Origin of the sequence: Haloarcula marismortui ATCC 43049 (genome assembly GCF_000011085.1) — an archaeon.
Lineage (GTDB): Archaea > Halobacteriota > Halobacteria > Halobacteriales > Haloarculaceae > Haloarcula > Haloarcula marismortui.
Genome location: NC_006396.1, coordinates 1,664,621 through 1,686,536 on the forward strand (window position 1 = coordinate 1,664,621; position 21,916 = coordinate 1,686,536).

Here is a 21,916-nt window from a genome sequence, read left to right on the forward strand (position 1 = left end):
GAGAAGGAGTATACAGAAGGATCAGGCGTCGTCGTCTTCGCCCTCGTCAGCTGCGTCGGTCACGTCTTCGACATCAGCCGTTTCGCTGTCTGCATCCGCGTCAGTCACCTCAGCAGTCCCGCTATCGTCGGTTGCAACGCCGACATCCGTTGCTTCGTCCTCGTCGTGGTCCGTGTCGGCTTTCGGGACGCGGACGTGGAGCGTGCCGTTACTCTTGAGCGTCGCCTGCGCTGTCTCCGGGTCGACAGCGGCATCGCTCGGCAGCGTGACGCTCCCGTCGAGTGCGAGCCCGCGGCCCGGGTAGCGCATTTCGAATCCATCGTAGAAATCGCGGAAGCGGTCGATACGGACCTCCACGCGGTCGTCGACGTACCGGACCTGGATGTCCGACGCCGTCGTGCCGGGCGCGTCGAAGACGACGAGGTAGGCATCGTCTGACTCCAGCAGGTCCGAGGCCAGCGGCTTGTTCTCCTGGACCCGGCCGGCGGCCCGCCCGATGTTCTCGAATATCGCGTCGCTGATAGAGGAGCCGATGTCTCGCATCATAGTTCCACTTCGTCGAGGCAGTCCGTTCCGCCACAGTACGGGCAGGAGAACGCCGCGAGTTCGACATCGTCCGGCATATCGTACGTGTAGTGCATCTCGAACATGTCGAGTTCGCAGCTGTCGTCCGTGCAGACGACCTCCATAGTGGCTGGCATAGTATTTCGTTGGTCCGTCGGGGACAAACCCCTTACGGACGGGGCCGGGGTTACCCCGTCTTGCCAGTCCCAACATTGATGCCGTCACCAGCGTACTCAGGTGTATGAGTGAACGCGTCCTCGGGGCGGATTTCAGCGGCGCAGCAAGCGCTGGCGACGCGCTCTGGGTTACCGAGGCGATACCAACGGACGACGGGCTGACGATTCAACGGTGCTACCGCGGGACGGACGAATGGGGCCGGGACCGCGAGGCGGCCCACGCCGGCCTCCTCGACCGCATTACCGACGATGATGTCGGCACGGTCGGGCTGGATTTCCCGTTCAGTCTGCCACAGGCGCTACTTGACGCACAATGCGGCGGAACCTGGGACGGCTTCGTCGACTGGCTTGCGAGCGGTAGCGGCCCGACTGACCCGGGGTCGCTTTCGGAGGCCTGTCGGCACACCGCCGAGATGGCAACCGGCAGCCGTGACCTGCGCCGGGAGACGGATTTCCGACGCGGCGCGCTGTGTCCCTACACGAATCGGACGCGCAGTATGACCTTCTACGGCGTCCGGGACGTGCTCGGAAAACTGCGAGACGACGAGGAAACAGCCGTCGTACCGATGGAGGGCTGGGACGCCGAGACGCTCGTCGCCGAGGTGTACCCCGCTGCGACGTTCGGCTGGCTGGGCTGCTACCGCGAGGGGTACAAGAACGTCGACGACCCCCGACAGCGTCGGGAAGCAAACATCGCGGCGGTTGAGGCCTGTAGCGTCACCGTCGGCGACCACCGCGACACCTACCTCGGAAACCACGACGCGCTGGACTCGCTGGCTGCTGTCGTCTCTGCGGGCCGACTGGCCGACGGTGCAAGACCGCCCGCGGCAGGCCCACAGAGCGAAGGCTGTATCTACGTTTGACGACGCAGTGGCGGCAGTGTCTCTGGGTCGAAGCCCGGCATATATCAGCTTCCGGCCCAACTACCGTCTATGCCTGACGACCAGGGCGGCTTCGAAGGCGTCCGTGAGAACGTCGACGGCCACCCGATGGTCAACCTCGTCAGCTACGCTACGCCCTACTGGCTCCGGCTATTCGTCGGCATTCTGGCGGCGTTCTGTACCCGGTTCGCCCGCCTCGTGCCGCCGATAATCGTCGCCGCGGCCATTGACCGCGTCGTCCTCAACAGCGGCGAACCGGGGTTGCTGACCGACGCCGGTCTGTTGCCGCCCGGCCAAATCACTGGCGAAGCCGCCCGAATCGCCTTCCTCCAGCGACTCGTTGTCATCGCGGCCATCGCGTATCTCATCCGGTCGGCAGCGCGTTTCGCATCGAGATACCTCTTGCAATCGAGCGCCCAAAAAATACAGCGGGACCTCCGAAACGAGACGTACGACCACCTCCAGCATCTCTCGCTGTCTTTCTTTGCGAACCACCAGACCGGCGGGATGATGTCGATACTCAACAGCGACATCAACCGGCTGGAGTCGTTTCTGAACACGGAGTTCCGCCAGATGATACGGGTGGTGGCGACCGTCGGCGGTATCGCCGTCATCCTCTACACTTACTCGCCGAAGCTAGCGCTCATCGCGCTCGCACCGGTCCCGATCATCGGCGTCGCCAGCGGCTTCTTCCTTACGTGGATTGAGCCGCGGTATCGCTCGATTCGCCAGACGGTGTCGCGGCTCAACACGCGGCTGGAGAACAACCTCAGCGGCGCGCCGGTCATCAAGGCATTCGACCGGTACGACTTCGAGCGCAAGCGAGTGACCGACCAGAGCCAGGAGTACCACGATGAGAAGGTCGCCGCGCTCCGCATCCGCCGGGCCTTCTTCGCCGGCCTGCGGCTATTGACCGGCATCGTGTTCGTGCTGATTCTGTACGTCGCCGGGATGGACTTCATCACGAATCCACAGGGCGAAACGGCGCTGTCGGCAGGGGCGTTTACCGCTTTCTTCCTCTACATCCGCCGGCTCTACTCCCCGATGCGGCGGGTCGGCAAGTCGGCCAACAAGTACCAGCTCGCCAAATCCAGCGCCGAGCGCGTGTTCGGCCTGCTGGGCCAAGAACCCGAAGTCACCGACCCCGAGGACACCTACGAACCCGATAGCATCGACGGGTTAGTCGAGTTCGACGACGTGACCTTCGGCTACGGCGACGAGCCGCCGGTCGTCCGCGACGTGTCGCTGGACGTGCCAGACGGCGCAACCGTCGGCCTCGCCGGGGCGACCGGGGCCGGCAAATCAACCCTGCTGAAACTGGTGCCGCGGTTCCACGACGTGGATAGCGGTGCAGTCCGAGTGGATGGCGTCGACGTGCGCGAATACGGCCTCCAGAGTCTCAGGAGCGAAATCGCAATCGTCGAGCAGCAGCCGTACCTGTTCTCGGGGACCGTCGCCGAGAACATCGCCTACGGCGACCGCGAAGTCCTTGACGCTGAGCAGTCGGACGACGAGGCGCGGGGGAGTAGCTGGGAGACCGCACGCGACCGCGTCCGCGACGCGGCGGAAGCCGCACAGGCCCACGAGTTCATCGAGGACCTGCCGGATGGGTACGACACGCAGATCGGCGAGCGCGGCATCAAACTCTCCGGCGGCCAGCGCCAGCGTGTTGCCATCGCCCGGGCCCTGCTGAACGACCCCGAAATCATCATCTTCGATGAGGCGACCAGCGACGTAGACACGGAGACAGAAGACCGCATTCAGGAGAGTATCGAGCAACTGGTCGCGGATCGCACCGCCTTCGTCATCGCCCATCGCCTCTCAACGATTCAGGACGCGGACCGCATCGTCGTGATGGACGACGGCAAAATCGTCGAACGCGGTAGCCACACCGACCTGCTCGCGGCGGACGGCGATTACGCCGACCTCTGGCACGCCCAAGCCGACGACCGAACGGTCAGCGCCGACGACTGAGACTGCTGCTGTCCAAACGTCTCCGGCAGGGAGGTAGTACCAGTGGCACGACCAACTGCGCTGTCTCGAAATAGTTGCTGCCGAGAAATACTTGATTTGCTCATTCAAGTCCCTCGATAGCAGCCAGCATGGCCGCCAGTCAGGTGCACGTTAACCCCGCTTCCGGTCTGCTGTATCGATGCTTGGTAACGATAGGCTTGAAAGTGACAGTGTCACATATGCGCTACAGAGATATTATCGCTCGTTTTAATACACACAAGTTATTAGGTCGGCGTAGACGTGACATCACTCACTCTCGAACCGCTGACGTACGAGGACATCCCGTCGGAGCGCCGTCCGGGGGTACTGCAGGCGCTGGTCCCCGTACTCGGTGTCGTTCTGTTCCTCGGCATCGGATCGGGATATCTGAAGCTGGCCCCACACGGGCCGCTGCTCTGGAGCATTGTGCTGACTGGCGCAGTCGGCAAATACTGGTTAGGGTACTCGTGGGACGACCTCTACGAGGGCCTCGCGGACAGTCTGCTGATGGGGCTGCAGGCCATTCTCATCCTGTTCATCATCTACGGACTCATCGCGACGTGGGTGAGCGCGGGGACTATCCCCGGGCTGATGTACTATGGCCTCTCGATACTGACGCCGGACGTGTTCCTGCCGGCGACGGCGCTGCTTGCGATGGTCGTCGCCTTTTCTATTGGGTCGTCGTGGACGACAGCCGGCACTCTTGGCGTGGCCTTCATCGGCATCGGCTCCGGTCTCGGCGTGCCAACACCGATGACCGCTGGTGCTATCCTCTCGGGTGCCTACGCGGGCGACAAGCAGTCTCCCCTCTCAGACACGACAAACCTCGCGGCCGCCGTGACGAACACCGACCTCTACGACCACATCCGGGCGATGCGCAACGGGACTGTGCTGGCGTTTGGCCTCTCGGTCCTGCTCTACGCTGTTCTGGGACTGCGTGCCGTCGGTGAAATCCCGACCGGGCGTGTCGCCGAGATACAGGGCGCACTCGCTGGGAGCTACGACCTCTCAGTGCTGGTGCTCCTTCCACTCATTGTCACCTTCGGGCTGGCACTGTACGGCATCCCGGCGCTCCCGACGCTCGTCGCCGGAGTCTTCGCCGGGGCCTTCACGACCATCTTCGTGCAGGGCCGGTCGTTCACTGCCGCCTGGACTGTCTTTCTCGATGGGACGGCCCCTGAGACGGGGACAGCCCTCGTGAACGACCTACTGGCAAGCGGTGGTATCTCAGGGTCGGCCTGGACGATTGCCGTCGTCGTCGCGGCTCTCAGTCTCGGTGGGCTCCTTGAGCGGACCGGCGTCCTCGCCGTGCTCGCACACCATCTCGCAACTGCTGTCCGCGGCCCGCGCAGCTTAGTCGTCGGGACCGGCGTTTCGGCCATCTTCGTCAACGCCTTCTCGGCCCAGCAGTACATGAGCATCGTCGTCCCCGGACTCACGCTCCGGAACCTCTATGACGAGTACGGTCTGTCCAGCGACGACCTCTCACAGGCTATCGAGTCCGCCGGAACCCCGACCGGCGCGCTCTTCCCGTGGCACGCCGGTGCCGTCTACATGTCCGCAGTCTTTGGGGTCGGAACGCTTGCCTATGCCCCGTACTACTTCTTCGCGTTCCTCTCGCCGCTAATCCTGTTTGCGACAACGCTGTTCGGTGGCCGATACGACGGGTCCGAGCAAGCTGATTCAGCTACGTCATCCGCTGTCGCCGACGACTGAATTCGGCTGCCCCTGGGCGATTGCTGTCACCGCATCATCCCCTCCGGAAGTGCTGCTGGCCTACATCCGTTCGACAGTGAGATTGCGGTCCTCACAGAACGTTTCGAGTCGACGCCTGACCTTTCGAACCTCCTCGGATTCACGGCCACCCGCATCGGCTGTCAATCCGTATCCACCGCCGCCAGCGATGATCGTCACCTCGCAAGTTGTCTCATCTATTAGCTCCAGCACGGTCGTCGCCTGTACCTCAGTGAGTTCCATGCGGTAGTGGTTCTCCGTAACCGCCACAACGAACCCGTTGCCGTCATACAGCTCGCGGGAATCTTCGGCGATATCGTGGAACGCGCTGGGCAGCGTGCTGGCCCCTTCGCCACGGACCGTAAATTCGACCCGTTCCATACACATCCATGGCACGGGCTGGGAGAAAGTGATTTTGTACCATGGGTGGCCGTGGTGCTGACTACGCCCTCTTTAGCTCGCACATAACCGTTCCTGTTTCCACGGCCGACCAGACACGGTTTTAGGTATCGAACGTCAAGCGACGGGTATGACTGACCCCGAGACGCTCGACGTGACCATCGTCGACGGCTACGTCGACGAGCCCGCGCACTTCGGGGTGCCGCCGTACATCTCGACGTATCCGCGGTACGCCGCCGGCGCGCTCGTCGATGCCGGCGTCCCCCGCGAGCAGATAACGTATCACACCATCGACGAACTCCGGGAGGACAACGCAGTCTGGCGAGACGTTGAGGCCGCCGACCTCATGGTATACGTCGGCGGCATGACCGTTCCCGGCAAGTACGTCGGTGGGACGCCGGCGGAACCCGACGAAGTGCGCGAGCTGGCTTGGACGGCCAACGGGACCTCCATCATGGGCGGTCCGGTCCGCTTCGGCGTCGGCGAGGCAAACGAGGGAGCGAGCGAGACGGCCCGCGACGACCTCGATTTCGACTTCCTGGCGATGGCGGACGTCGAGGCCGCGGTGTTCGACCTCGTGGAGTCCGGCCTGGAGGGGTTCAACGACCGCTACCGCGACATCGAGGAGGAGACACGTTGGGCCCGCGCCGGCGCGTTCGTTGTCGAACAGCACCCGAACCACCCCGACTACCTCATCTGCGAGATGGAGACTTCCCGGGGCTGTCCGTACCGGTGTTCCTTCTGTACGGAGCCGATGTACGGCAACCCGGACTTCCGGCCGCCCGAGAGTGTTGTCGATGAAGTCGATGCCCTCTCGGACCGCGGTGTGAAGCACTTCCGGCTGGGCCGGCAGGCCGACATCCTCGCGTACGGCGGTGACGGTGAAGCACCGAATCCCGACGCCCTGCGGCGGCTCTACGGCGGTATCCGCGACGTTGCGCCGGACCTTGAGACGCTGCATCTCGACAATATGAATCCCATCACGGTTGTGAAGTGGCCCGAGAAGGCCCGCGAGGGGATTCGCATCATCGCCGAACACAACACGCCCGGCGATACCGCCGCCTTCGGCCTGGAGTCAGCCGACCCGAACGTGATGAGCGACAACAACCTCAACGTCACCGCCGACCAGTGTTTCGAGGCGGTGAAAATCGTCAACGAGGTGGCTGGCTGGCGACCCGGAGGAGATAAAGACACTGCCCCCAACTTTGGCGACGACGCCGCTCGGCGGCTCCCCAAACTCCTGCCCGGTATCAATCTCGTCCACGGGCTGAAAGGCGAGACGCGGGAGACCTTCGAGCACAACAAGCGGTTCCTCCAGCGGGTGTACGACGAGGGGCTCATGCTCCGGCGGGTGAACATCCGGCAGGTGATGGCCTTCGAGGGGACCGACATGGCCGACACCGGCGCAGAAATCGCTAAGGACCACAAACAACTGTTCAAGCAGTACAAACAGGAGGTCCGTGAAACCATCGATAACCCGATGCTCCAGCGGGTCGCGCCGCCGGGAACGGTGCTGCCCGATGTCCATCTAGAGTACCATCAGGACGGCAAGACGTTCGGCCGGCAGTTGGGGACCTACCCGCTCCTTGTGGGCATTCCGGGCGAACGCGAACTCGGCAGTGTCGTCGACATCGCGGTCACCGACCACGGCTACCGGTCGGTCACCGGCGTCCCCTACCCGCTGGACCTCAACAGCGCGTCGATGAACGAACTCACCGAGATTCCCGGTATCGGCCGGAGCACCGCCGGCGATGTGGTGGTAAACAGACCCTACGAATCGGTCGGAGATATCGACGTCGCGTCAATCGAGCGGTTCGCAACCACCCGGTCACAGGAAGGCGCTGACTAACAGCCGGTTTGGTCCCGAAAGCATACCGAACGGAAAGTACTTTTCACTCCGGGGATGACCAAGAGCGTATGACTGCGGTCAAGGTGAGCGTCGTTCTCCCTGCCTACAACGAGGCGGATACCATCGAGCAGACGGTGTCGATAACACTCGAAACGCTCGCCTCGTTTCTCTCCGAAGACGCGTATGAGGTCATCGTCGCGGAGGACGGTTGCTCGGACCGCACACCCGAAATCGCGGCGCGGCTCGCGAACGAGGACAGCCGGATCCGACACGTCCACAGCGACGACCGCCTCGGACGCGGCGGCGCGTTAGAGTACGCCTTCGACCAGGCCGACGGCGACACACTGGTGTATTTTGATACGGACCTGGCGACGGATATGTCGCATCTCGAAGAGCTCGTCAACGCCGTCCGCGTCGACGGCTATGACGTGGCGACGGGGTCACGGTGGCTGCCCGAAAACCGAGCCGACCGACCCGCGAAGCGCGGGATTCCGAGCTTCGGCTACAACACGCTCGTTCGGACGGTCCTCCGCTCGGACCTCAAGGACCACCAGTGCGGGTTCAAGGCCTTCGACCGGGGGGCACTGGAGACGCTGTTGCCCCTCGTCCAGGACGAGCACTGGTTCTGGGACACGGAACTGCTTGTCAAGGCCCAGCGCAACGGCTATCGGGTGAAGGAGTTCCCCGTCGACTGGACGCCCAAGGGCGATTCGAAGGTCGACATCGTCCGGGACGTGTTTGGCATGGGGAGCCAGATACTCCGGACGTTCTGGGAACTGTCGGTCAGCCCCCGGATTACCCGTGAGGTGTCGCTCGGCGCGGGCACGATGCTCGTCGTTATTGCCCTTCTGTTGATGACACAGTATCTTGACCCCGACCGCGTCCTCGCGGAGATGGCCGGGGCGGCACCGGAAATCGTCGCGCTGAGTGCCGTGTTTTATGCTGTTTCATGGCCGCTCCGTGGCATCCGCTACCGGGACATCCTCGTTTCGATGGGGTATCGTGAGCGGTGGGACTTCCTGACAGGCGCGATATTCATCAGCCAGACCGGGAACCTCGTGTTCCCAGCGCGAGCTGGTGACGCGGTTCGGGCGTACGTTATCAAGGCCCGTCGCTCGATTCCATACCCCTCCGGGTTCGCGTCGCTGGCCGTCGAGCGCGTGTTCGACCTGCTGACGATAACGCTCCTCGCCGGCGTCGTCATGATCGGGCTAGCCGTGACTGGGTCGGCCGAACAGTTGCTGACGGCGCTGACGGGCGATGCCGTCGGCGGCGACGCGGCCAGCAGCGGGCGAACCGCCGTGGCCGTGGCAGGCGGTGTCGGCCTTGCAGCAATTGGTGCAGTGGTGGCCATCGTCGCCAGTGCGCGGAGCGACCGGAACCTCGTCCGAGCGGGCATCGGCCGGCTGAGCAGCGACTCCTATGCCGACTACGTCGCTGGCATCATCGAGGGGTTCGTCGGCGACGTACAGACGGTGGCCGCCGATGGGTCGGCCTTCACCCGTGTCGGCATCGGCAGTCTCCTCATCTGGACGTTTGACGTGATAACGGCCCTGATCGTCTTTGCGGCCTTCGGCTACAGCCTGACGCCGTCGCTGGTGGCCGTTGGCTTCTTCGCGGTCAGTGTCGGGAACCTCGCAAAGGTCCTGCCGTTGACCCCCGGTGGGGTCGGGCTCTACGAGGGTGCGTTCACCGTCATCGTCGCGTCACTGACGCCGGTCGGCGTCGCCGCGGCTATTGGCGTCGCCATCGTCGACCACGCGGTAAAGAACATCGTCACCATCATTGGCGGCGTCGCGTCGATGGGCTGGCTCAACGTCTCGCTGACGACGGCCGTCGAAGAGTCCCAGTCTACAGACGCTATCGAACCGGAAACGAACGACTGACCGCAGTTTTGACACGCCCTGCAACAGCGCTCTGTCATTACTGGGATTACTATAGCAATAGGAAGTGACAGCGACGGGGACGACGCTACCTATTGTCTGTGATTATAACCGGGTTGTGGGAAATCAGTCAAAATACCCGACAGTCATTATATGAATGGTCATGCGACCAATGCACAAACATGGGTTTCGTGACGTGTATCGGCGGTCTCCATGACAATACCGGAATGCTTTAATGACTTTCGTTCGAATACAGTGTTACCGACTGCCTCCGGGTTCTGTGATGTCTCCCACCCGGTGAGCACCCGCCTTCGCAACCAATGAGTGAACACACACGGACACGACAGCAGCGTGAAGAACAGACGACGGAGTCGACGGAATCGGAGAGCACAGCGTGCCCGGAGTGCAGTGGCTCGCTCGTTATCGACGACGAACACGGCGAAACGGTCTGTGAGGACTGTGGCCTGGTCGTCGAGTCCGACGAAATCGACCGCGGCCCCGAGTGGCGCGCGTTCGACTCCAGCGAGAAAGACGAGAAGTCCCGCGTCGGTGCGCCGACGACGAACATGATGCACGACAAGGGGCTGTCGACCAACATCGACTGGCGCGACAAGGACGCCTACGGCAACTCCCTGTCGGGCAAGCAGCGCCAGAAGATGCAGCGCCTGCGCAAGTGGAACGAGCGCTTTAGAACGCGAGACTCCAAGGAACGCAACCTCAAGCAGGCCCTCGGTGAGATTGACCGGATGGCTTCTGCGCTCGGCCTCCCCGAAAACGTCCGCGAAACGGCCAGCGTCATCTACCGCCGCGCGCTCGACGAGGACCTGCTGCCCGGCCGCTCCATCGAGGGTGTCTCGACAGCTTCCGTCTACGCCGCCGCGCGACAGGCTGGCGTCCCACGCTCGCTCGACGAGATCACGGAGGTCTCCCGCGTCGAGAAGAGCGAAATCGCCCGGACCTACCGCTACGTCGTCCGCGAACTCTCGCTCGAAGTGCGCCCTGCTGACCCCGAGAGCTACGTTCCGCGCTTTGCTTCCTCGCTGGAACTGTCCGACGAGGCCGAGCACCGCGCCCGCCAGCTTCTCCAGAACGCAAAAGAGCAGGGCGTCCACTCTGGGAAGTCACCGGTCGGCCTCGCCGCCGCCGCGGTGTACGCCGCCGCACTGCTGACCAACGAGAAGACGACGCAGGCCGCCGTGTCTGAGGTCGCCGACATCTCCGAGGTCACTATCCGCAACCGGTATCACGAACTGCTGGAAGCCGAGCAGGACCTGCCTGTCGCGTAAGCTCCACTCTCGTCTGGTATTGCTCTGAGAACCGGGTTTTGACTGCTGTTTCCAAGCGTAGTGTCCGCTCCTGCAGCGGACAGTCTGAACAGCCAGAAAGCCCCGGCCGGCTGAACTCGGGGGACTCGCTGTGGTCCTCGTTCGCTTTGCTCACTGCGGTCCTTGCTTCGTCCGCCGTCGTTCAGCCGCCCGCCCCTTTCAGTCCCACCTCATAACTGATTGGGCATCCGAAAACGGGTGGACTGAAAGGGGTCGACAGCGTGGCGGCATCGCCGCCACGTTATGCGGTGGTCGACAGAGCCGACCACCCACGCCCCGGGAACCCCGGCGACGTAAGCACCACAGGGAGTGCAACGACTGAGGAGCGCAACGAGCCGCGGGACCGGAGCGTGTCGGGGGCTTTCTGGCTGTCTATGGTCGGTAGTTCAACACTAGACGATAGCCACAGATACCGACCGATAACCGCAAGACTAGAGTCGTCTCATCTGCTGGGACCGGTATGGAGACGACACACCGGGTTCGAACCGGTGACGCCCGCACGCTTGCGTGCCCCGACGACAGCGTCGAGCTGGTGATCACATCCCCACCGTACCCGATGATCGAGATGTGGGACGACATCTTCACTGCACTGGACCCCGACATCGGGACGGCGCTGGACAGTGACGACGGCGACCGCGCGTTCACGCTGATGCACGACGTGCTTGATGCGGTGTGGGCCGAGATAGAGCGTGTGCTGGTTCCCGGCGGCATCGCCTGCATCAACGTCGGGGACGCGACACGGTCGCTTTCGGACGGGTTCCGTTCCTACCCGAACCACGCGGAGATAACCGACCGGCTGACCGACCACGGACTTCGCGCGTTGCCCGATATCCTGTGGCGGAAGCCAACCAACAGCGGCGCGAAGTTCATGGGCTCGGGGATGGTCCCGCCGAACGCCTATCCGACGCTTGAGCACGAACACATCCTCGTGTTCCGCAATGGGGAGCGCCGCCGCCTCGAACCCGGCGCAGACCGCCGCTACGAGAGCGCCTACTTCTGGGAGGAGCGCAACGAGTGGTTCTCCGACCTCTGGGAACTCCCCGGCGAGACGCAGGACCTCGACGACGGGCTTCGGGACCGCTCTGGAGCCTTCCCGCTGACCGTGCCGTACCGACTTATCTCAATGTTCTCGGTGTACGGCGATACGGTGCTGGACCCGTTTCTCGGGACCGGGACGACGACGCTGGCGGCGATGGTCGCCGGGCGGAACTCGATAGGTGTGGACCGCGACCCGGACCTGTTGTCGGCGCTCGAAGAACGGGTCGCCACCGCCCCGGAGCGTTCTCGAACCATCGCTCAGGAGCGTCTCGCTGAGCATCGCTCATGGGTGGCACAACGGCGCGCCGACGGGAAAGAACCGGGATATGAGGCCGAGCAGTACGACTTCGCCGTCAACACGAAACAGGAACAACGGATTCAGTTCTACGCAGTCGACGCCGTTACGGCGACCGATGACGGCTTCCGGGCCGTCCACGAGCCGGTCGAGTAAGCGCGGCTTTTTGTGCGGCTCCGCCGAAGCTGACCTATGGACTTCGAGTCGTTCACCCTGCTCGCCGCCACCGACGACCTCGGGGTGGAACCGGCCGCCCGCGTCGATGCCGACGGACTGGAGCTACGGATGGATTTCGCCGACGAGCCGCTGGCACAGCTGGACGCCTACGACGGCGACCTCCCGATACTCGTCACGAACCGGCCGACGTGGGAGGGCGGCGAGGCCGCCGACACCGCGGGTCGTCTTGATGCGCTCGAAACCGCGCTCGAACACGACGCCGTGACGGCTGTCGACCTCGAACTCGCAGCGCTGGAGGGTGCTGGCGACCACGACGCTGGCCGCGTCGCCGACGCTGCCCGCGACCGCGGAGCATCCGTCGTCGTCTCGACACACAACTTCGAGTCGACGCCCGACCGTGAGGCAATCGTGAGTCGGCTCGAACGGGCCTGTGCACACGGCGACGTTGGGAAGATGGCCAGCACGGCCCAGTCGCCGGACGACGTGCTGGCGATGCTCGGGGCAACCCGCGAACTGACCGCCGAAGGCGAACAGGTCGCCACGATGTGCATGGGTGCGGCTGGCCGCCACTCCAGGGCTGTCGCCCCGGTGTACGGCTCTCGCATCGGCTACGCACCGGTCGACCCTGCTGACGCGACCGCACCGGGCCAGTACGACCTCGCGACGCTCCGGACACTGGTCGGACAGCTACAGAGCGACGCCTGAGCCGGTAGCCGCCCGTCAGGAGGCTTTCGTCCGGACAGTGGTCCTTCGGAAGATATACGGGTATGCGAGATAGATTCGCCGAGTATGACTGACACAGGACGCAAGCGGCCGTTGCTGGCCGTGGTGCTTGCGTTCATCTTCCCTGGATTGGGACACTTCTACCTCCGTAAGTGGGTGCGGGGACTGCTGTGGCTCGGATTACTGTTCATGCTGTCGGTGGTGTTCGTCGTCACTGGCGCTATCGACCCTGTCACCCAGCTAAGCCTAGAGGCTATCTCGTCGTCGTATCAGTCCAGACCCACCGAGGTGACAATCGGTTCGGTCGTGATTACGACGCTCAACGTTGTCGACGCCTACTGGCTCGCAGTCAACGAGAACCAGACTCAGGAGGTCGAAGCCGGCATGACGTGTCCGAACTGCGGCAAAGAACTCGACGAAGACATCGACTTCTGTCACTGGTGTACGACGCAACTGGAACCGGTTGAGGCGGACCAGCAGTAACCTGCGGGTTGCGGTCAGCCCCAAACGAAGTCAGCTTACTTTTCGATGATGCTCTCTTCGATCCGTTCGCCGAAGTGCGTCGCCGTGTCCTCGTGGTGAATGAGGATTTCGTCGCCCGGTTCGAGGTCCGTGACGGCGGTTCGGCCGTCCTGAGTGTGAACCTTGATCGTCTCGGCGTTCTGGAGCAGCGTCTCGATTCGGTCGCTGTCTTCGGTTTCAGCCTGAACGCGGAACATCGGGCGCTTCTCGATTTTCGCGCGGCCGACGATGGCCTCGCGGGTGCGTCCGTTCGCATCGACTATCTGGACCTCGTCGCCGGACTGGAGTTCAGAGAGGTACTTCGTCCCACCGTCAGGCGTTCGGACGTAGGCGTGGACCGCGCCAGCGTTGACCCGGAACGGCCGGGAGGCGACGTACGGCGACTCAGCCGTCTCGGCGTGGACGAAAAAGAGGCCGCGAGCCATCGACCCGACGAGCATTCCCTCATCGTGTTCCATCAGGCTGCCCGTGTCGATACAGACGCGGTCGGCGGAGCCGGTCTGCTCGATAGCGGTGACCTCGGCGTACTCTAGGTCGAGTGACTCCCGACCCATCTCGTCGCGGACCTCCACTGTCTTGCGGATTTCGTCGACTTCGTCGGTGTCCAGCAGGACGCCGTCAGCCCCCAGTTCCAGTGTCTCGTAGGCCGTCCGGGCGTCCTCAGCGGTCCGGACGCCGGCGATGAGGTCCGTCTCCTCGCCGACACGGGCGATGAGGTTTTCGAGCGGAATGATCTGCCAGTTCTCGCCGATGACGATCGTGAAGTCGGCTTCGGCAGCGACCGCTTCGGCGAAGGCCTCGTAGTCCTCGTCGAAGATGCGGACGTAGCCGCCGTCAGGGGCGGCCCCGTTCTGCCGCAGCGTCGAGAGGTCCGCAGAGCCGGAAAAGTCAGACGGAAGGTCGACTGTCCCGTCGCCCTCACCGTCTTTCCCGACGATGGTCGCATCAGCCTCTGAATCCTCCGCCTCGGCCTCCATCACGTGGACGTCGCCGTTGGTGAACGCGGCGATGTTTATCTCGCCGAGTTCGGAGACGCGATCAACGTCTTCCTCGTCGACAAGTACCCAGTCGACGCCGGCCTCGATACCGGCGGTTATCCGGCGTTTCCGTGTCTCCCAATCGCCGACCTCGCTGTCGGCTTTGAGCCAGACGCTTCGAGTCATACGCCCACGTCCGCAACGGCGGGGCTTGAACGTGGCGGAACCCGGGTGGGTCTGTTGAGTGGCAGACAGGGAAGGGATATCCGTACGGCAGGCGACACCGGTTGGATTCCCTGAACATAGAAGCGCAGTATACAACAGTTATTATTTATTTACACCAGGTTATCGCAATTAAGTGTTGGCCAGTAGACTTATCAATGAACCTTACTAACAAGGTAGTCAATACTACGGTCCAGCTACGGATGGTTACTAACCACGTCTACACAATCGCCGGGGCGAAAGGGGGGGTCGGAAAGACGACGTCCAGCATCAACCTCGGCACACTGCTGGCGGCAGCCGGATACTCGACCGTCGTCGTGGAAATGGACCTCGCGATGGCAAATATCGTCGACTTTCTCGATGTCGACATCGACACCGACGAGGACGCGACGTTTCACGACGTGCTCGCCGGCAACGCGTCGGTCACGGAGGCAATGTACGAAACCGACGCCGACCTGTCAATCGTGCCGAGCGGGACCACGCTTGAAGGGTACGCGGACACCGACCTCGACCGGCTGCCCGGTCTCGTCGAAACACTTCGGTGGCACCACGACATCGTCCTGTTGGATACGCCGGCGGGGCTGAGCGAGGAGACGATTCAGCCGCTCAAGCTCGCCGACGACGTGTTGCTCGTTTCGACCCCGCGGGTAGCGTCGATCCGGAACGTTTCGAACACGAAAGAGCTCGCCGAGCGGATCGAAGCGCCGGTTCGGGGCCTCATCCTCACGAAATCCGGGACAGGGGCATCGCCGGGTGCCGACGAGATTTCGGAGTTCCTCGACGTCGAACTGCTCGGCCACGTGCCGGAAGACGACGCGGTCCCGCATTCTCAGGATAGCGGTGTGCCCGTCGTTCAGAACGCGCCCAGCAGCGGCGCCGCGATAGCCTACGAGCGGATCTCGGAACAGCTCATCGACACAGCGAAAGCATCGACTGATTCCACAGCAGATGCAACCACGGAAGCGGCCCCGGGGGACACGGTGCCAACCTCTCATCGAACGGACGACCAAGCACATGGGCGCACAACTGAGTCCGTCGAAACAACCGACGGTGGGCGGAAGATTCACCGTCGGGATGGAATCGCCGACGATGGTGGTGACCGGCCGGCGGACGACACAGCGACATCGCCAGCTTCTGTTTCGGGACCGCAGCCAGCGGACTCCAAGAAGAACACCGGAACCGCGCCGGTCATCGACGGCACTGACCTCGTCGACAGCGAGCCGGGACCGGTCGACAGGCCGGATCGAGATGTTGCCCTGTCGGACTCGACCGCTGAGACATCGCAGTCCACAACTGACGGGTCGGGCCACGATGCACCGGAGTTTGCTCTCGACCCGGCCATCGACTCGTCGTCAGACTCCCAAAGCAACGATGACGCCGACGCCGGCGGCAGCGGCGCTGCTGGTCTCGGCGAGAGAATGCGGTCGCTGTTTGGCCTTTAGGCCTCGACAGCCAGTCCGGCTTCGCGGAGCGCTTCCTCGGTGGTGGCGTCGTCGTGGACGACGGCGGAGACGGCGCGCGCAATCTTCTCCGGTTCGTCGTGCTGGAAAATAGATCGGCCCATGGAAACGCCAGAGGCTCCGGCGTCCATCGTCCCGCGGACCATCCGGACGGTATCCTCGTCAGTCCCTTTCGAGCCGCCGGCGATGACCACCGGCAGCGACGTGGACTCGACAACGTGCTGGAACGTCTCGGCGGAGCCGGTGTAGCCGGTTTTGACGATGTCCGCGCCCAGTTCCTCGGCCAGTCGGACGGCGTGGCCGACGGATTCGTTGTAGTCCTCGTTCTCGGAGTCGATGTCGGGACCGCGGGCGTAGGCCATCGCCAGCACCGGCAGGCCGTACTGGCTGGCTTCGGTCGTCAGCTCGGAGAGTTCCTCGATCTGTTCGGGTTCGTACTGGCTGCCGACGTTGATATGGAACGAGACGGCGTCGGCCCCGGCGCGGATGGCGTCTTCCACCGTCCCCGTGGTCCGCTTGTCCTGCTCGTCCGGGCCGATAGTAGTAGAGCCATTGAGATGCGTGATATAGCCCGCGTCGTTCTTGTTGGGGTGAACCCGCCCGGCGATGCCACGCTGGGTAAGGACGGCGTCCGCGCCACCGCTGGTGACCGCGTCAATCGTTGCTTCGATGTCTTTGAGGCCCTTTACAGCCCCCATTGTGATGCCGTGGTCCATCGGGATGATGACGTATGTGTCGTCTGTCCCGATACGTTCGAGTCGTGCGCGTTTTCCTGCAGTCATGTTATGAGACAGTGTGGCAAGTACGATTATGTGCGTTCCGGTTGCGGTCGTTCTGCCGCTCCCCGGAGCGCCCCCTCTTTGAGTTCGCGAGCCTTCGCTTCGAGCCGGTCGGCCACAGCATCGGTCGAATCGCCGTTCTCGTGGCCCTCGGCGACGATATCGACCAGCGCGGAGCCGACGATGATACCGTCAGCGCCGGCAGAAACGATTCGTTCGGCGTGGGCACCGGTCTTGATGCCGAACCCGACAGCCTTGGGCACGTCCCAATCGGACAGTCGGGCCAGCGAGTCCTCGGTAGCATCATCTACGTCCTCGCGCGCGCCGGTGACGCCCAGACGGGCCTGCACGTACACGTAGCCAGACACCTGTTCGAGCATCCGTTCGAGCCGGTCACCCTTCGTCGTTGGTGCGACAATGAACACCAGGTCAAGGTCGAATTCATCACAGGCCGTCCGGAGCGGGCCGGCTTCCTCTCCGGGGAGGTCCGGGACGACGAGCCCCTCGATGCCGACCGCGGCGGCCTTCTCGACGAAGGGGCGGGGTCCCTGGCTCGCGGTTTCACCGCTCGCGTTTTCCGAGTCGCTTCGCGACTCGCTATCACCCTCACCGTACTGATAGATGAGGTTGTAGTAGGTCATACACACCAGCGGCACGTCCACGTCGAGGTCCTCGACGAACTGGAAGAAGCGGTCAGGCGTCATCCCGGCTTCCAGCGAGCGGACGATAGCGTTCTGGATAGTTTTGCCCTCAGCAATCGGCTCGGAAAACGGCAGGCCGAGTTCGATGACATCCGCGCCGCCGCGGGCTAGCGCCTCGACGTATTCTAGCGACGCCTCGTAGTTCGGGTCGCCGGCCGCAAGGTACGGGACGAAAGCAGGCTCGTCGGCGAACGCGCGTTCGAGTCCCATCAGAGGCCACCCCCGCCGACGCGCTCGAAGATAGACATGTCCGGGGCGATATCGAGGTCACGTTTCGCGGTCTCCTCGATGGCGATTTCGAGGTCCTTGTCGCCGCGGCCGGAGACGTTGATGATGACAGAGTCACCGACTTCGTCGTGGTGCTCTTCGAGGTAACCGAAGGCGTGGGCTGTCTCTAGGGCCGGGATGATACCCTCGTCCTGTGAGAGGCGGTGGAACGCCTCCAGCGCGACGTCGTCGTCGACGTTGACCGGTGTGACGCGCTCCTCATCGACAAGGTGGGCGAGTTCCGGGCCGACACCGGCGTAGTCCAGCCCCGACGAAACGGAGTGGGATTCCATGATCTGGCCGTCCGAATCCTGCAGGAGCTTCGTGCGCGCGCCATGGAGCACGCCTTCGTCGCCAGTTGAAAGTGTCGCGGAGTTCGGTGCGACGCCCTTCTCCTCGTCGACCTGCAGCGAGGAGCCGCCGGCCTCGACAGCGAAGAGGTCGACTTCGGGGTCGTCGATAAACTCGGCGAACATCCCCATAGTGTTCGACCCGCCGCCAGCACAGGCCATCACGGAATCGGGCAGGCCACCGGTCGTCTCACGTATCTGTTTGCGGGCTTCTTCGGAAATGACCGCGTGGAAGTCACGCACCATCTTCGGGAACGGGTGCGGACCGACGATACTCCCGATGACGTAGTGGGTGTTCTCGACGGTGGTCGCCCAGTCCCGCATCGTCTCGGAGATGGCTTCCTTCAGCGTGCCGCGGCCGACCGTGACGGGATTAACCTCGGAGCCGTTGATGCGCATCCGGAACACGTTGGGGCGCTGGCGTGCGATATCGCTCTCGCCCATGTAGATCTCACAGGGCATATCGAGGTGGGCCGCCGCCATCGCCGTCGCCGTGCCGTGCTGGCCCGCGCCGGTCTCGGCGATAATCCGCTCCTTGCCCATGTACTTCGCCAGCAAGACCTGTCCGAGCGCGTTGTTGAGCTTGTGTGCGCCGCCGTGAAGCAGGTCCTCGCGCTTGAGGTAGACGTCCGTGTCGTACCGGGCCGAGAGCTGGTCCGCGTACTGCAGCGGCGTCGGTCGGCCACCGAAGTCGGCCAGCCGTTCCCGGAATTCGTCCATGAAGCCGTCCTCGTTTTCGAGCACGTACCGCTGGTAGGCGTCGGTCAGCTCTTCGATAGCTGGCATCAGCGCCTCGGGCACGTACTGTCCACCGTACTCGCCGAACTTGGGGTCGTATGCGTCGTCAGTACTCATGTGTCTGTAGTTGTTGTCTCAACTGCATCAGTGTTCGCGCGTGTCAGTCGCCGCGTGTTCGCTTCCACGTCCGTCGCCGCGTCGTGGTCCATGATAGCCGAGCCGATCAGCAGGGCGTCCGCACCGGCGTCGCGCATCCGCGTAACGTCGTCCGCTGTCTGTATGCCACTTTCAGCAATGAGTGTGACGTCCTCCGGGATATCTGGCGCGACAGCTTCGAACGTTCCGAGGTCAACCGCTAGCTCGCCGAGGTCGCGGTTGTTGACGCCGATGATGTCCGCGCCGGCGTCGAGCGCCTTCTCGACCTCTGCCGCGGTGTGAGTCTCCACGAGGACCTGGAAGCCGCGCTCGCGCGCAGCCGTGAGGAGATCCGCGAGGTCGTCGGTCCCGTCCGCTTCAAGAAACCGGACGATGAGCAGGATCACGTCCGCTTCGACGACATCCAGCTGGTTCTCGTGGAGGATGAAGTCCTTCCGCAGGACGGGCACGTCGACAGCCTCACGAACCCGTTCGAGCGTCGCCGTCGACCCGCCGAAGTGGTCCGGCTCTGTCAACACCGAGAGCGCTGCCGCACCGCCCTCGACCATCTGTTGTGCGAGGTCGACCGGGTCGTCGGCCCGCTCGCCGTCCGCGGTCGGGCTGGTCGGCTTGATTTCGGCGACAACCGGCGTCCGCCCGGCGTCTGCCGCCGCTTCAAACGCGTCAGGGAGCGACTTCGGTGTCACCGATACCCGGTCACCGCCCCCACCGCGCTCCCGCGCCGCGTCGAGAATCGATTGAACCGCTGGTGCTATCTCCTCACTGTCGTCCATTACTGAACACTAACGTACAGAAGTGTACATAAGAGTTGCCCTATTCTCTCAGAGGGGGCGGGACACGGCGGATACTGCTTGCTGTCAATAAGGCCACAGTTCTATGATGTCTCGCGTTACATGTTCACATATGTCGTTCCAGACAGCCATCCGGCCAGCCGAGTCGGTGGACATTGCGGATATCCGCCGGGTCGCCAGAGCCACGTGGCATACCGTGTACGACGACATTCTCGGGGCAGAGACAGTAGAAGAACACCTCAAAGAGGGGTATACGCCGCCGCTGTTGGAGCAGATGATCGAGCTCGACGAGGTCGGCCTGTTCGTCTCGACAGCCGACGACGACGTAGTGGCGTACATGAGCTGTGGGATGACGGACGCGACCGGCTTCGGCGACCTCGACCTGTACGTCCACCCGGACTACTGGGGCGAAGGTATCGGGACGGAGCTGCTACACCGCGGCGAACAGCACTTGCACGACCTGTCCGTTCGGAAAATCCGCGACGAGGTGCTGGCAGAAAACGAGGTCGGCAACGCGTTCTACCGCGCTCACTTCGAGAAAGTCGGCCAGCGGACCGCAAAGGTCGGCGGACAGGAGCATCCGGTGAACGTGTACGAGCGGCGATTGTAAACGCCGGCTCGCATTCGCAGCCCGCAGTACGTGTGTGACTCACACGCTCTCGTAGCTCGTGTAACAGCGTTTAAGCCGCTGAAACCGCTTCGTCGGTGCAATGAGCTACAAGATCGGACTCGTCGGCAAGCCCTCTGTCGGCAAGTCCACGTTTTTCAATGCGGCGACGATGAACGATGTGCCGGAGGGCGCGTACCCGTTCACGACAATTGACCCGTCGATGGGCGAAGCCTACGTCCGCGTCGACTGTGCGGCTCCAGAGTTCGACCACACCTGCACGCCCAACCACGGCTACTGCACGGAGGGCGTCCGGTTCGTCCCGACAAAACTCGTCGACGTGGCCGGCCTCGTCCCCGGCGCACACGAAGGGAAGGGGCTGGGGAACCAGTTCCTCACGGACCTCAACGAGGCCGACGTGCTCGTCCACGTCGTCGACTTCACCGGTGAGACTGATCTGGAGGGTGAACCCACCGAGGACCACGACCCGCGCGAGGACATCGACTTCCTCGAAGACGAACTGGATATGTGGTATCTCGACATCTTAGAGAAGGGTATCGAGCGCTACCGCTCGGGCTATCACGGCGAGGACAAGGCCATTGAGGACGACCTCGCCGAGCAGATGTCGGCGTTCAAAATCAACGCCGACGAGATTAAACAGGTCGTCCTCGCGCTGGACCTGGAACTCGACCCCGACACCTGGGACGACGAGGACAGAGAGGCACTCGCTCGGGAAATTCGCATCCGGACGAAACCGATGCTCATCGCGGCAAACAAGATGGACACCCCAGCGGCGCAAGAAAACTGGGAGCCAATCACCGAGGACCCGGAGTACGAGCATCTCACATTTGTCCCGGTCTCAGCCCACGCGGAGAAGGCACTGAAAAACGGCAACGAGCAGGGGGTACTCGACTACCGGCCGGGCGATGAGGAGTTCACCGTGACGGCAGACCTGCCAGAAGAGAAGGCCGCAGGGCTCGAACAGATCCGGGAGTTCGTCACCGACTTCGGCGGCACGGGCGTCCAGCAGGCCCTCGAAACCGCGCTGTTCGAGGAACTGGGAGCTATCGCGGTGTTCCCCGGGGCTCGCAAGCCCCAGGAAGACGGGACCTTCCTGCAGGACTGTTTCGTCCTCCCAGACGGGTCGACCGCCGAGGACTTCGCGTACTTCCTGCACACCGATATCGGCGAGGGATTCCTCCACGCCCACGACGTGCGCACCGAGCGACAGATCGGTGCTGACACTGAACTTGACCATCGGGACGTGGTCGAGATCACGACGACGAACTGAGCGGATCGCTGTCGGCACT

Annotated in this window: 20 protein-coding genes; 12 read left to right on the plus strand and 8 right to left on the minus strand. The window is 63.4% G+C overall.

Annotation, left to right across the window (positions count from 1 at the left end; genetic code table 11):
- Positions 1-21 precede the first annotated feature (21 nt).
- Positions 22-546: an Hsp20/alpha crystallin family protein gene (locus RR_RS12305; protein WP_004957992.1), complete on the minus strand. Its 525-nt coding sequence runs from the start codon at positions 544-546 to the stop codon at positions 22-24.
- Positions 543-701 (minus strand): DUF7559 family protein, encoded by a 159-nt coding sequence (locus RR_RS22445; protein ID WP_004517194.1) that lies wholly within the window; start codon positions 699-701, stop codon positions 543-545. Before RR_RS22445 ends, RR_RS12305 begins: the two co-directional genes overlap by 4 nt.
- Positions 702-805: 104 nt before the next feature.
- On the opposite strand from RR_RS22445, the gene RR_RS12310 reads away from it, so the two are divergent.
- From RR_RS12310 to nhaC, 3 genes are all read left to right on the plus strand, one after another.
- A complete protein-coding gene (locus tag RR_RS12310) occupies positions 806-1,603 on the plus strand; it encodes a DUF429 domain-containing protein (protein WP_011223895.1) in 798 nt (265 codons plus the stop codon).
- Between the two features lie 69 nt (positions 1,604-1,672).
- Positions 1,673-3,595, plus strand: coding sequence for an ABC transporter ATP-binding protein (locus RR_RS12315; protein WP_011223896.1), 1,923 nt, complete (start codon positions 1,673-1,675; stop codon positions 3,593-3,595).
- 279 nt (positions 3,596-3,874) lie between these two features.
- The gene (gene nhaC, locus RR_RS12320) at positions 3,875-5,329 is read left to right on the plus strand and encodes a Na+/H+ antiporter NhaC (RefSeq protein WP_004957998.1); all 1,455 of its coding nucleotides are present in this window, start codon (positions 3,875-3,877) and stop codon (positions 5,327-5,329) included.
- Between the two features lie 60 nt (positions 5,330-5,389).
- On the opposite strand, the gene RR_RS12325 is transcribed toward nhaC, so the two are convergent.
- The gene (locus RR_RS12325; RefSeq protein ID WP_049938935.1) at positions 5,390-5,728 is read right to left on the minus strand and encodes a hypothetical protein; all 339 of its coding nucleotides are present in this window, start codon (positions 5,726-5,728) and stop codon (positions 5,390-5,392) included.
- Positions 5,729-5,876: 148 nt separating this feature from the next.
- On the opposite strand from RR_RS12325, the gene RR_RS12330 reads away from it, so the two are divergent.
- The 6 genes from RR_RS12330 to RR_RS12355 all read left to right on the plus strand — a co-directional run bounded on the left by RR_RS12330 (position 5,877) and on the right by RR_RS12355 (position 13,519).
- Positions 5,877-7,595, plus strand: a complete 1,719-nt coding sequence (locus RR_RS12330) for a radical SAM protein (protein ID WP_011223899.1) — start codon at positions 5,877-5,879, stop codon at positions 7,593-7,595.
- A 68-nt stretch (positions 7,596-7,663) separates the two neighbouring features.
- Positions 7,664-9,481 (plus strand): flippase-like domain-containing protein, encoded by a 1,818-nt coding sequence (locus RR_RS12335; protein WP_011223900.1) that lies wholly within the window; start codon positions 7,664-7,666, stop codon positions 9,479-9,481.
- A gap of 317 nt (positions 9,482-9,798) precedes the next feature.
- On the plus strand, positions 9,799-10,764 hold the full coding sequence (locus tag RR_RS12340; RefSeq protein WP_004591241.1) for a transcription initiation factor IIB: 966 nt from the start codon (positions 9,799-9,801) through the stop codon (positions 10,762-10,764).
- 499 nt (positions 10,765-11,263) lie between these two features.
- The gene (locus RR_RS12345; protein ID WP_011223901.1) at positions 11,264-12,292 is read left to right on the plus strand and encodes a DNA-methyltransferase; all 1,029 of its coding nucleotides are present in this window, start codon (positions 11,264-11,266) and stop codon (positions 12,290-12,292) included.
- 36 nt (positions 12,293-12,328) lie between these two features.
- Positions 12,329-13,018: a type I 3-dehydroquinate dehydratase gene (locus tag RR_RS12350; protein WP_011223902.1), complete on the plus strand. Its 690-nt coding sequence runs from the start codon at positions 12,329-12,331 to the stop codon at positions 13,016-13,018.
- Between the two features lie 84 nt (positions 13,019-13,102).
- Positions 13,103-13,519 (plus strand): DUF6677 family protein, encoded by a 417-nt coding sequence (locus RR_RS12355; RefSeq protein WP_004958019.1) that lies wholly within the window; start codon positions 13,103-13,105, stop codon positions 13,517-13,519.
- A gap of 35 nt (positions 13,520-13,554) precedes the next feature.
- Here the strand turns inward: RR_RS12355 and RR_RS12360 are convergent, their stop codons facing one another.
- On the minus strand, positions 13,555-14,721 hold the full coding sequence (locus RR_RS12360; protein WP_011223903.1) for a 3-dehydroquinate synthase II: 1,167 nt from the start codon (positions 14,719-14,721) through the stop codon (positions 13,555-13,557).
- 239 nt (positions 14,722-14,960) lie between these two features.
- On the opposite strand from RR_RS12360, the gene RR_RS12365 reads away from it, so the two are divergent.
- Positions 14,961-16,199: a P-loop NTPase gene (locus RR_RS12365; RefSeq protein ID WP_049938936.1), complete on the plus strand. Its 1,239-nt coding sequence runs from the start codon at positions 14,961-14,963 to the stop codon at positions 16,197-16,199.
- Here RR_RS12365 and RR_RS12370 read toward each other — a convergent pair.
- From RR_RS12370 to trpC, 4 genes are read right to left on the minus strand one after another with little or no spacing between them, the layout of a single operon-like run.
- Complete coding sequence (locus tag RR_RS12370; protein WP_004958027.1) at positions 16,196-16,999, minus strand: 2-amino-3,7-dideoxy-D-threo-hept-6-ulosonate synthase; 804 nt, start codon at positions 16,997-16,999, stop codon at positions 16,196-16,198. The two genes, RR_RS12365 and RR_RS12370, sit on opposite strands and share 4 nt — an antisense overlap.
- Before the next feature lie 26 nt (positions 17,000-17,025).
- Complete coding sequence (gene trpA / locus RR_RS12375; RefSeq protein ID WP_004958029.1) at positions 17,026-17,907, minus strand: tryptophan synthase subunit alpha; 882 nt, start codon at positions 17,905-17,907, stop codon at positions 17,026-17,028.
- Positions 17,907-19,169 carry a tryptophan synthase subunit beta gene (gene trpB / locus RR_RS12380; protein ID WP_004958030.1) on the minus strand — a complete coding sequence of 421 codons (1,263 nt, stop codon included), beginning with the start codon at positions 19,167-19,169 and terminating at the stop codon, positions 17,907-17,909. The genes trpA and trpB overlap by 1 nt, the downstream gene beginning before the upstream one ends.
- Positions 19,166-19,981 (minus strand): indole-3-glycerol phosphate synthase, encoded by an 816-nt coding sequence (gene trpC / locus RR_RS12385; protein ID WP_011223905.1) that lies wholly within the window; start codon positions 19,979-19,981, stop codon positions 19,166-19,168. The genes trpB and trpC overlap by 4 nt, the downstream gene beginning before the upstream one ends.
- 130 nt (positions 19,982-20,111) lie before the next feature.
- Here trpC and RR_RS12390 point away from each other — a divergent pair, with 130 nt between their 5' ends.
- On the plus strand, positions 20,112-20,609 hold the full coding sequence (locus RR_RS12390; protein ID WP_049938937.1) for a GNAT family N-acetyltransferase: 498 nt from the start codon (positions 20,112-20,114) through the stop codon (positions 20,607-20,609).
- A 100-nt stretch (positions 20,610-20,709) separates the two neighbouring features.
- Positions 20,710-21,897 (plus strand): redox-regulated ATPase YchF, encoded by a 1,188-nt coding sequence (locus tag RR_RS12395; RefSeq protein ID WP_004958040.1) that lies wholly within the window; start codon positions 20,710-20,712, stop codon positions 21,895-21,897.
- Positions 21,898-21,916: the final 19 nt, after the last annotated feature.

Excerpts from the sequence above, each read along its gene's own strand:
- RR_RS12370 (WP_004958027.1), bottom strand. The coding sequence starts at position 16,999 with ATGACTGCAGGAAAACGCGCACGACTCGAACGTATCGGGACAGACGAC.
- RR_RS12365 (WP_049938936.1), top strand. The coding sequence starts at position 14,961 with ATGGTTACTAACCACGTCTACACAATCGCCGGGGCGAAAGGGGGGGTC.
- RR_RS12360 (WP_011223903.1), bottom strand. The coding sequence starts at position 14,721 with ATGACTCGAAGCGTCTGGCTCAAAGCCGACAGCGAGGTCGGCGATTGG.
- RR_RS12340 (WP_004591241.1), top strand. The coding sequence starts at position 9,799 with ATGAGTGAACACACACGGACACGACAGCAGCGTGAAGAACAGACGACG.
- RR_RS12315 (WP_011223896.1), top strand. The coding sequence starts at position 1,673 with ATGCCTGACGACCAGGGCGGCTTCGAAGGCGTCCGTGAGAACGTCGAC.
- RR_RS12395 (WP_004958040.1), top strand. The coding sequence starts at position 20,710 with ATGAGCTACAAGATCGGACTCGTCGGCAAGCCCTCTGTCGGCAAGTCC.
- trpA (WP_004958029.1), bottom strand. The coding sequence starts at position 17,907 with ATGGGACTCGAACGCGCGTTCGCCGACGAGCCTGCTTTCGTCCCGTAC.
- RR_RS12330 (WP_011223899.1), top strand. The coding sequence starts at position 5,877 with ATGACTGACCCCGAGACGCTCGACGTGACCATCGTCGACGGCTACGTC.
- RR_RS12335 (WP_011223900.1), top strand. The coding sequence starts at position 7,664 with ATGACTGCGGTCAAGGTGAGCGTCGTTCTCCCTGCCTACAACGAGGCG.
- trpC (WP_011223905.1), bottom strand. The coding sequence starts at position 19,981 with ATGGACGACAGTGAGGAGATAGCACCAGCGGTTCAATCGATTCTCGAC.
- RR_RS12345 (WP_011223901.1), top strand. The coding sequence starts at position 11,264 with ATGGAGACGACACACCGGGTTCGAACCGGTGACGCCCGCACGCTTGCG.
- RR_RS12355 (WP_004958019.1), top strand. The coding sequence starts at position 13,103 with ATGACTGACACAGGACGCAAGCGGCCGTTGCTGGCCGTGGTGCTTGCG.
- RR_RS22445 (WP_004517194.1), bottom strand. The coding sequence starts at position 701 with ATGCCAGCCACTATGGAGGTCGTCTGCACGGACGACAGCTGCGAACTC.
- RR_RS12305 (WP_004957992.1), bottom strand. The coding sequence starts at position 546 with ATGATGCGAGACATCGGCTCCTCTATCAGCGACGCGATATTCGAGAAC.
- trpB (WP_004958030.1), bottom strand. The coding sequence starts at position 19,169 with ATGAGTACTGACGACGCATACGACCCCAAGTTCGGCGAGTACGGTGGA.
- RR_RS12325 (WP_049938935.1), bottom strand. The coding sequence starts at position 5,728 with ATGGAACGGGTCGAATTTACGGTCCGTGGCGAAGGGGCCAGCACGCTG.
- RR_RS12350 (WP_011223902.1), top strand. The coding sequence starts at position 12,329 with ATGGACTTCGAGTCGTTCACCCTGCTCGCCGCCACCGACGACCTCGGG.
- RR_RS12390 (WP_049938937.1), top strand. The coding sequence starts at position 20,112 with ATGTCGTTCCAGACAGCCATCCGGCCAGCCGAGTCGGTGGACATTGCG.
- RR_RS12310 (WP_011223895.1), top strand. The coding sequence starts at position 806 with ATGAGTGAACGCGTCCTCGGGGCGGATTTCAGCGGCGCAGCAAGCGCT.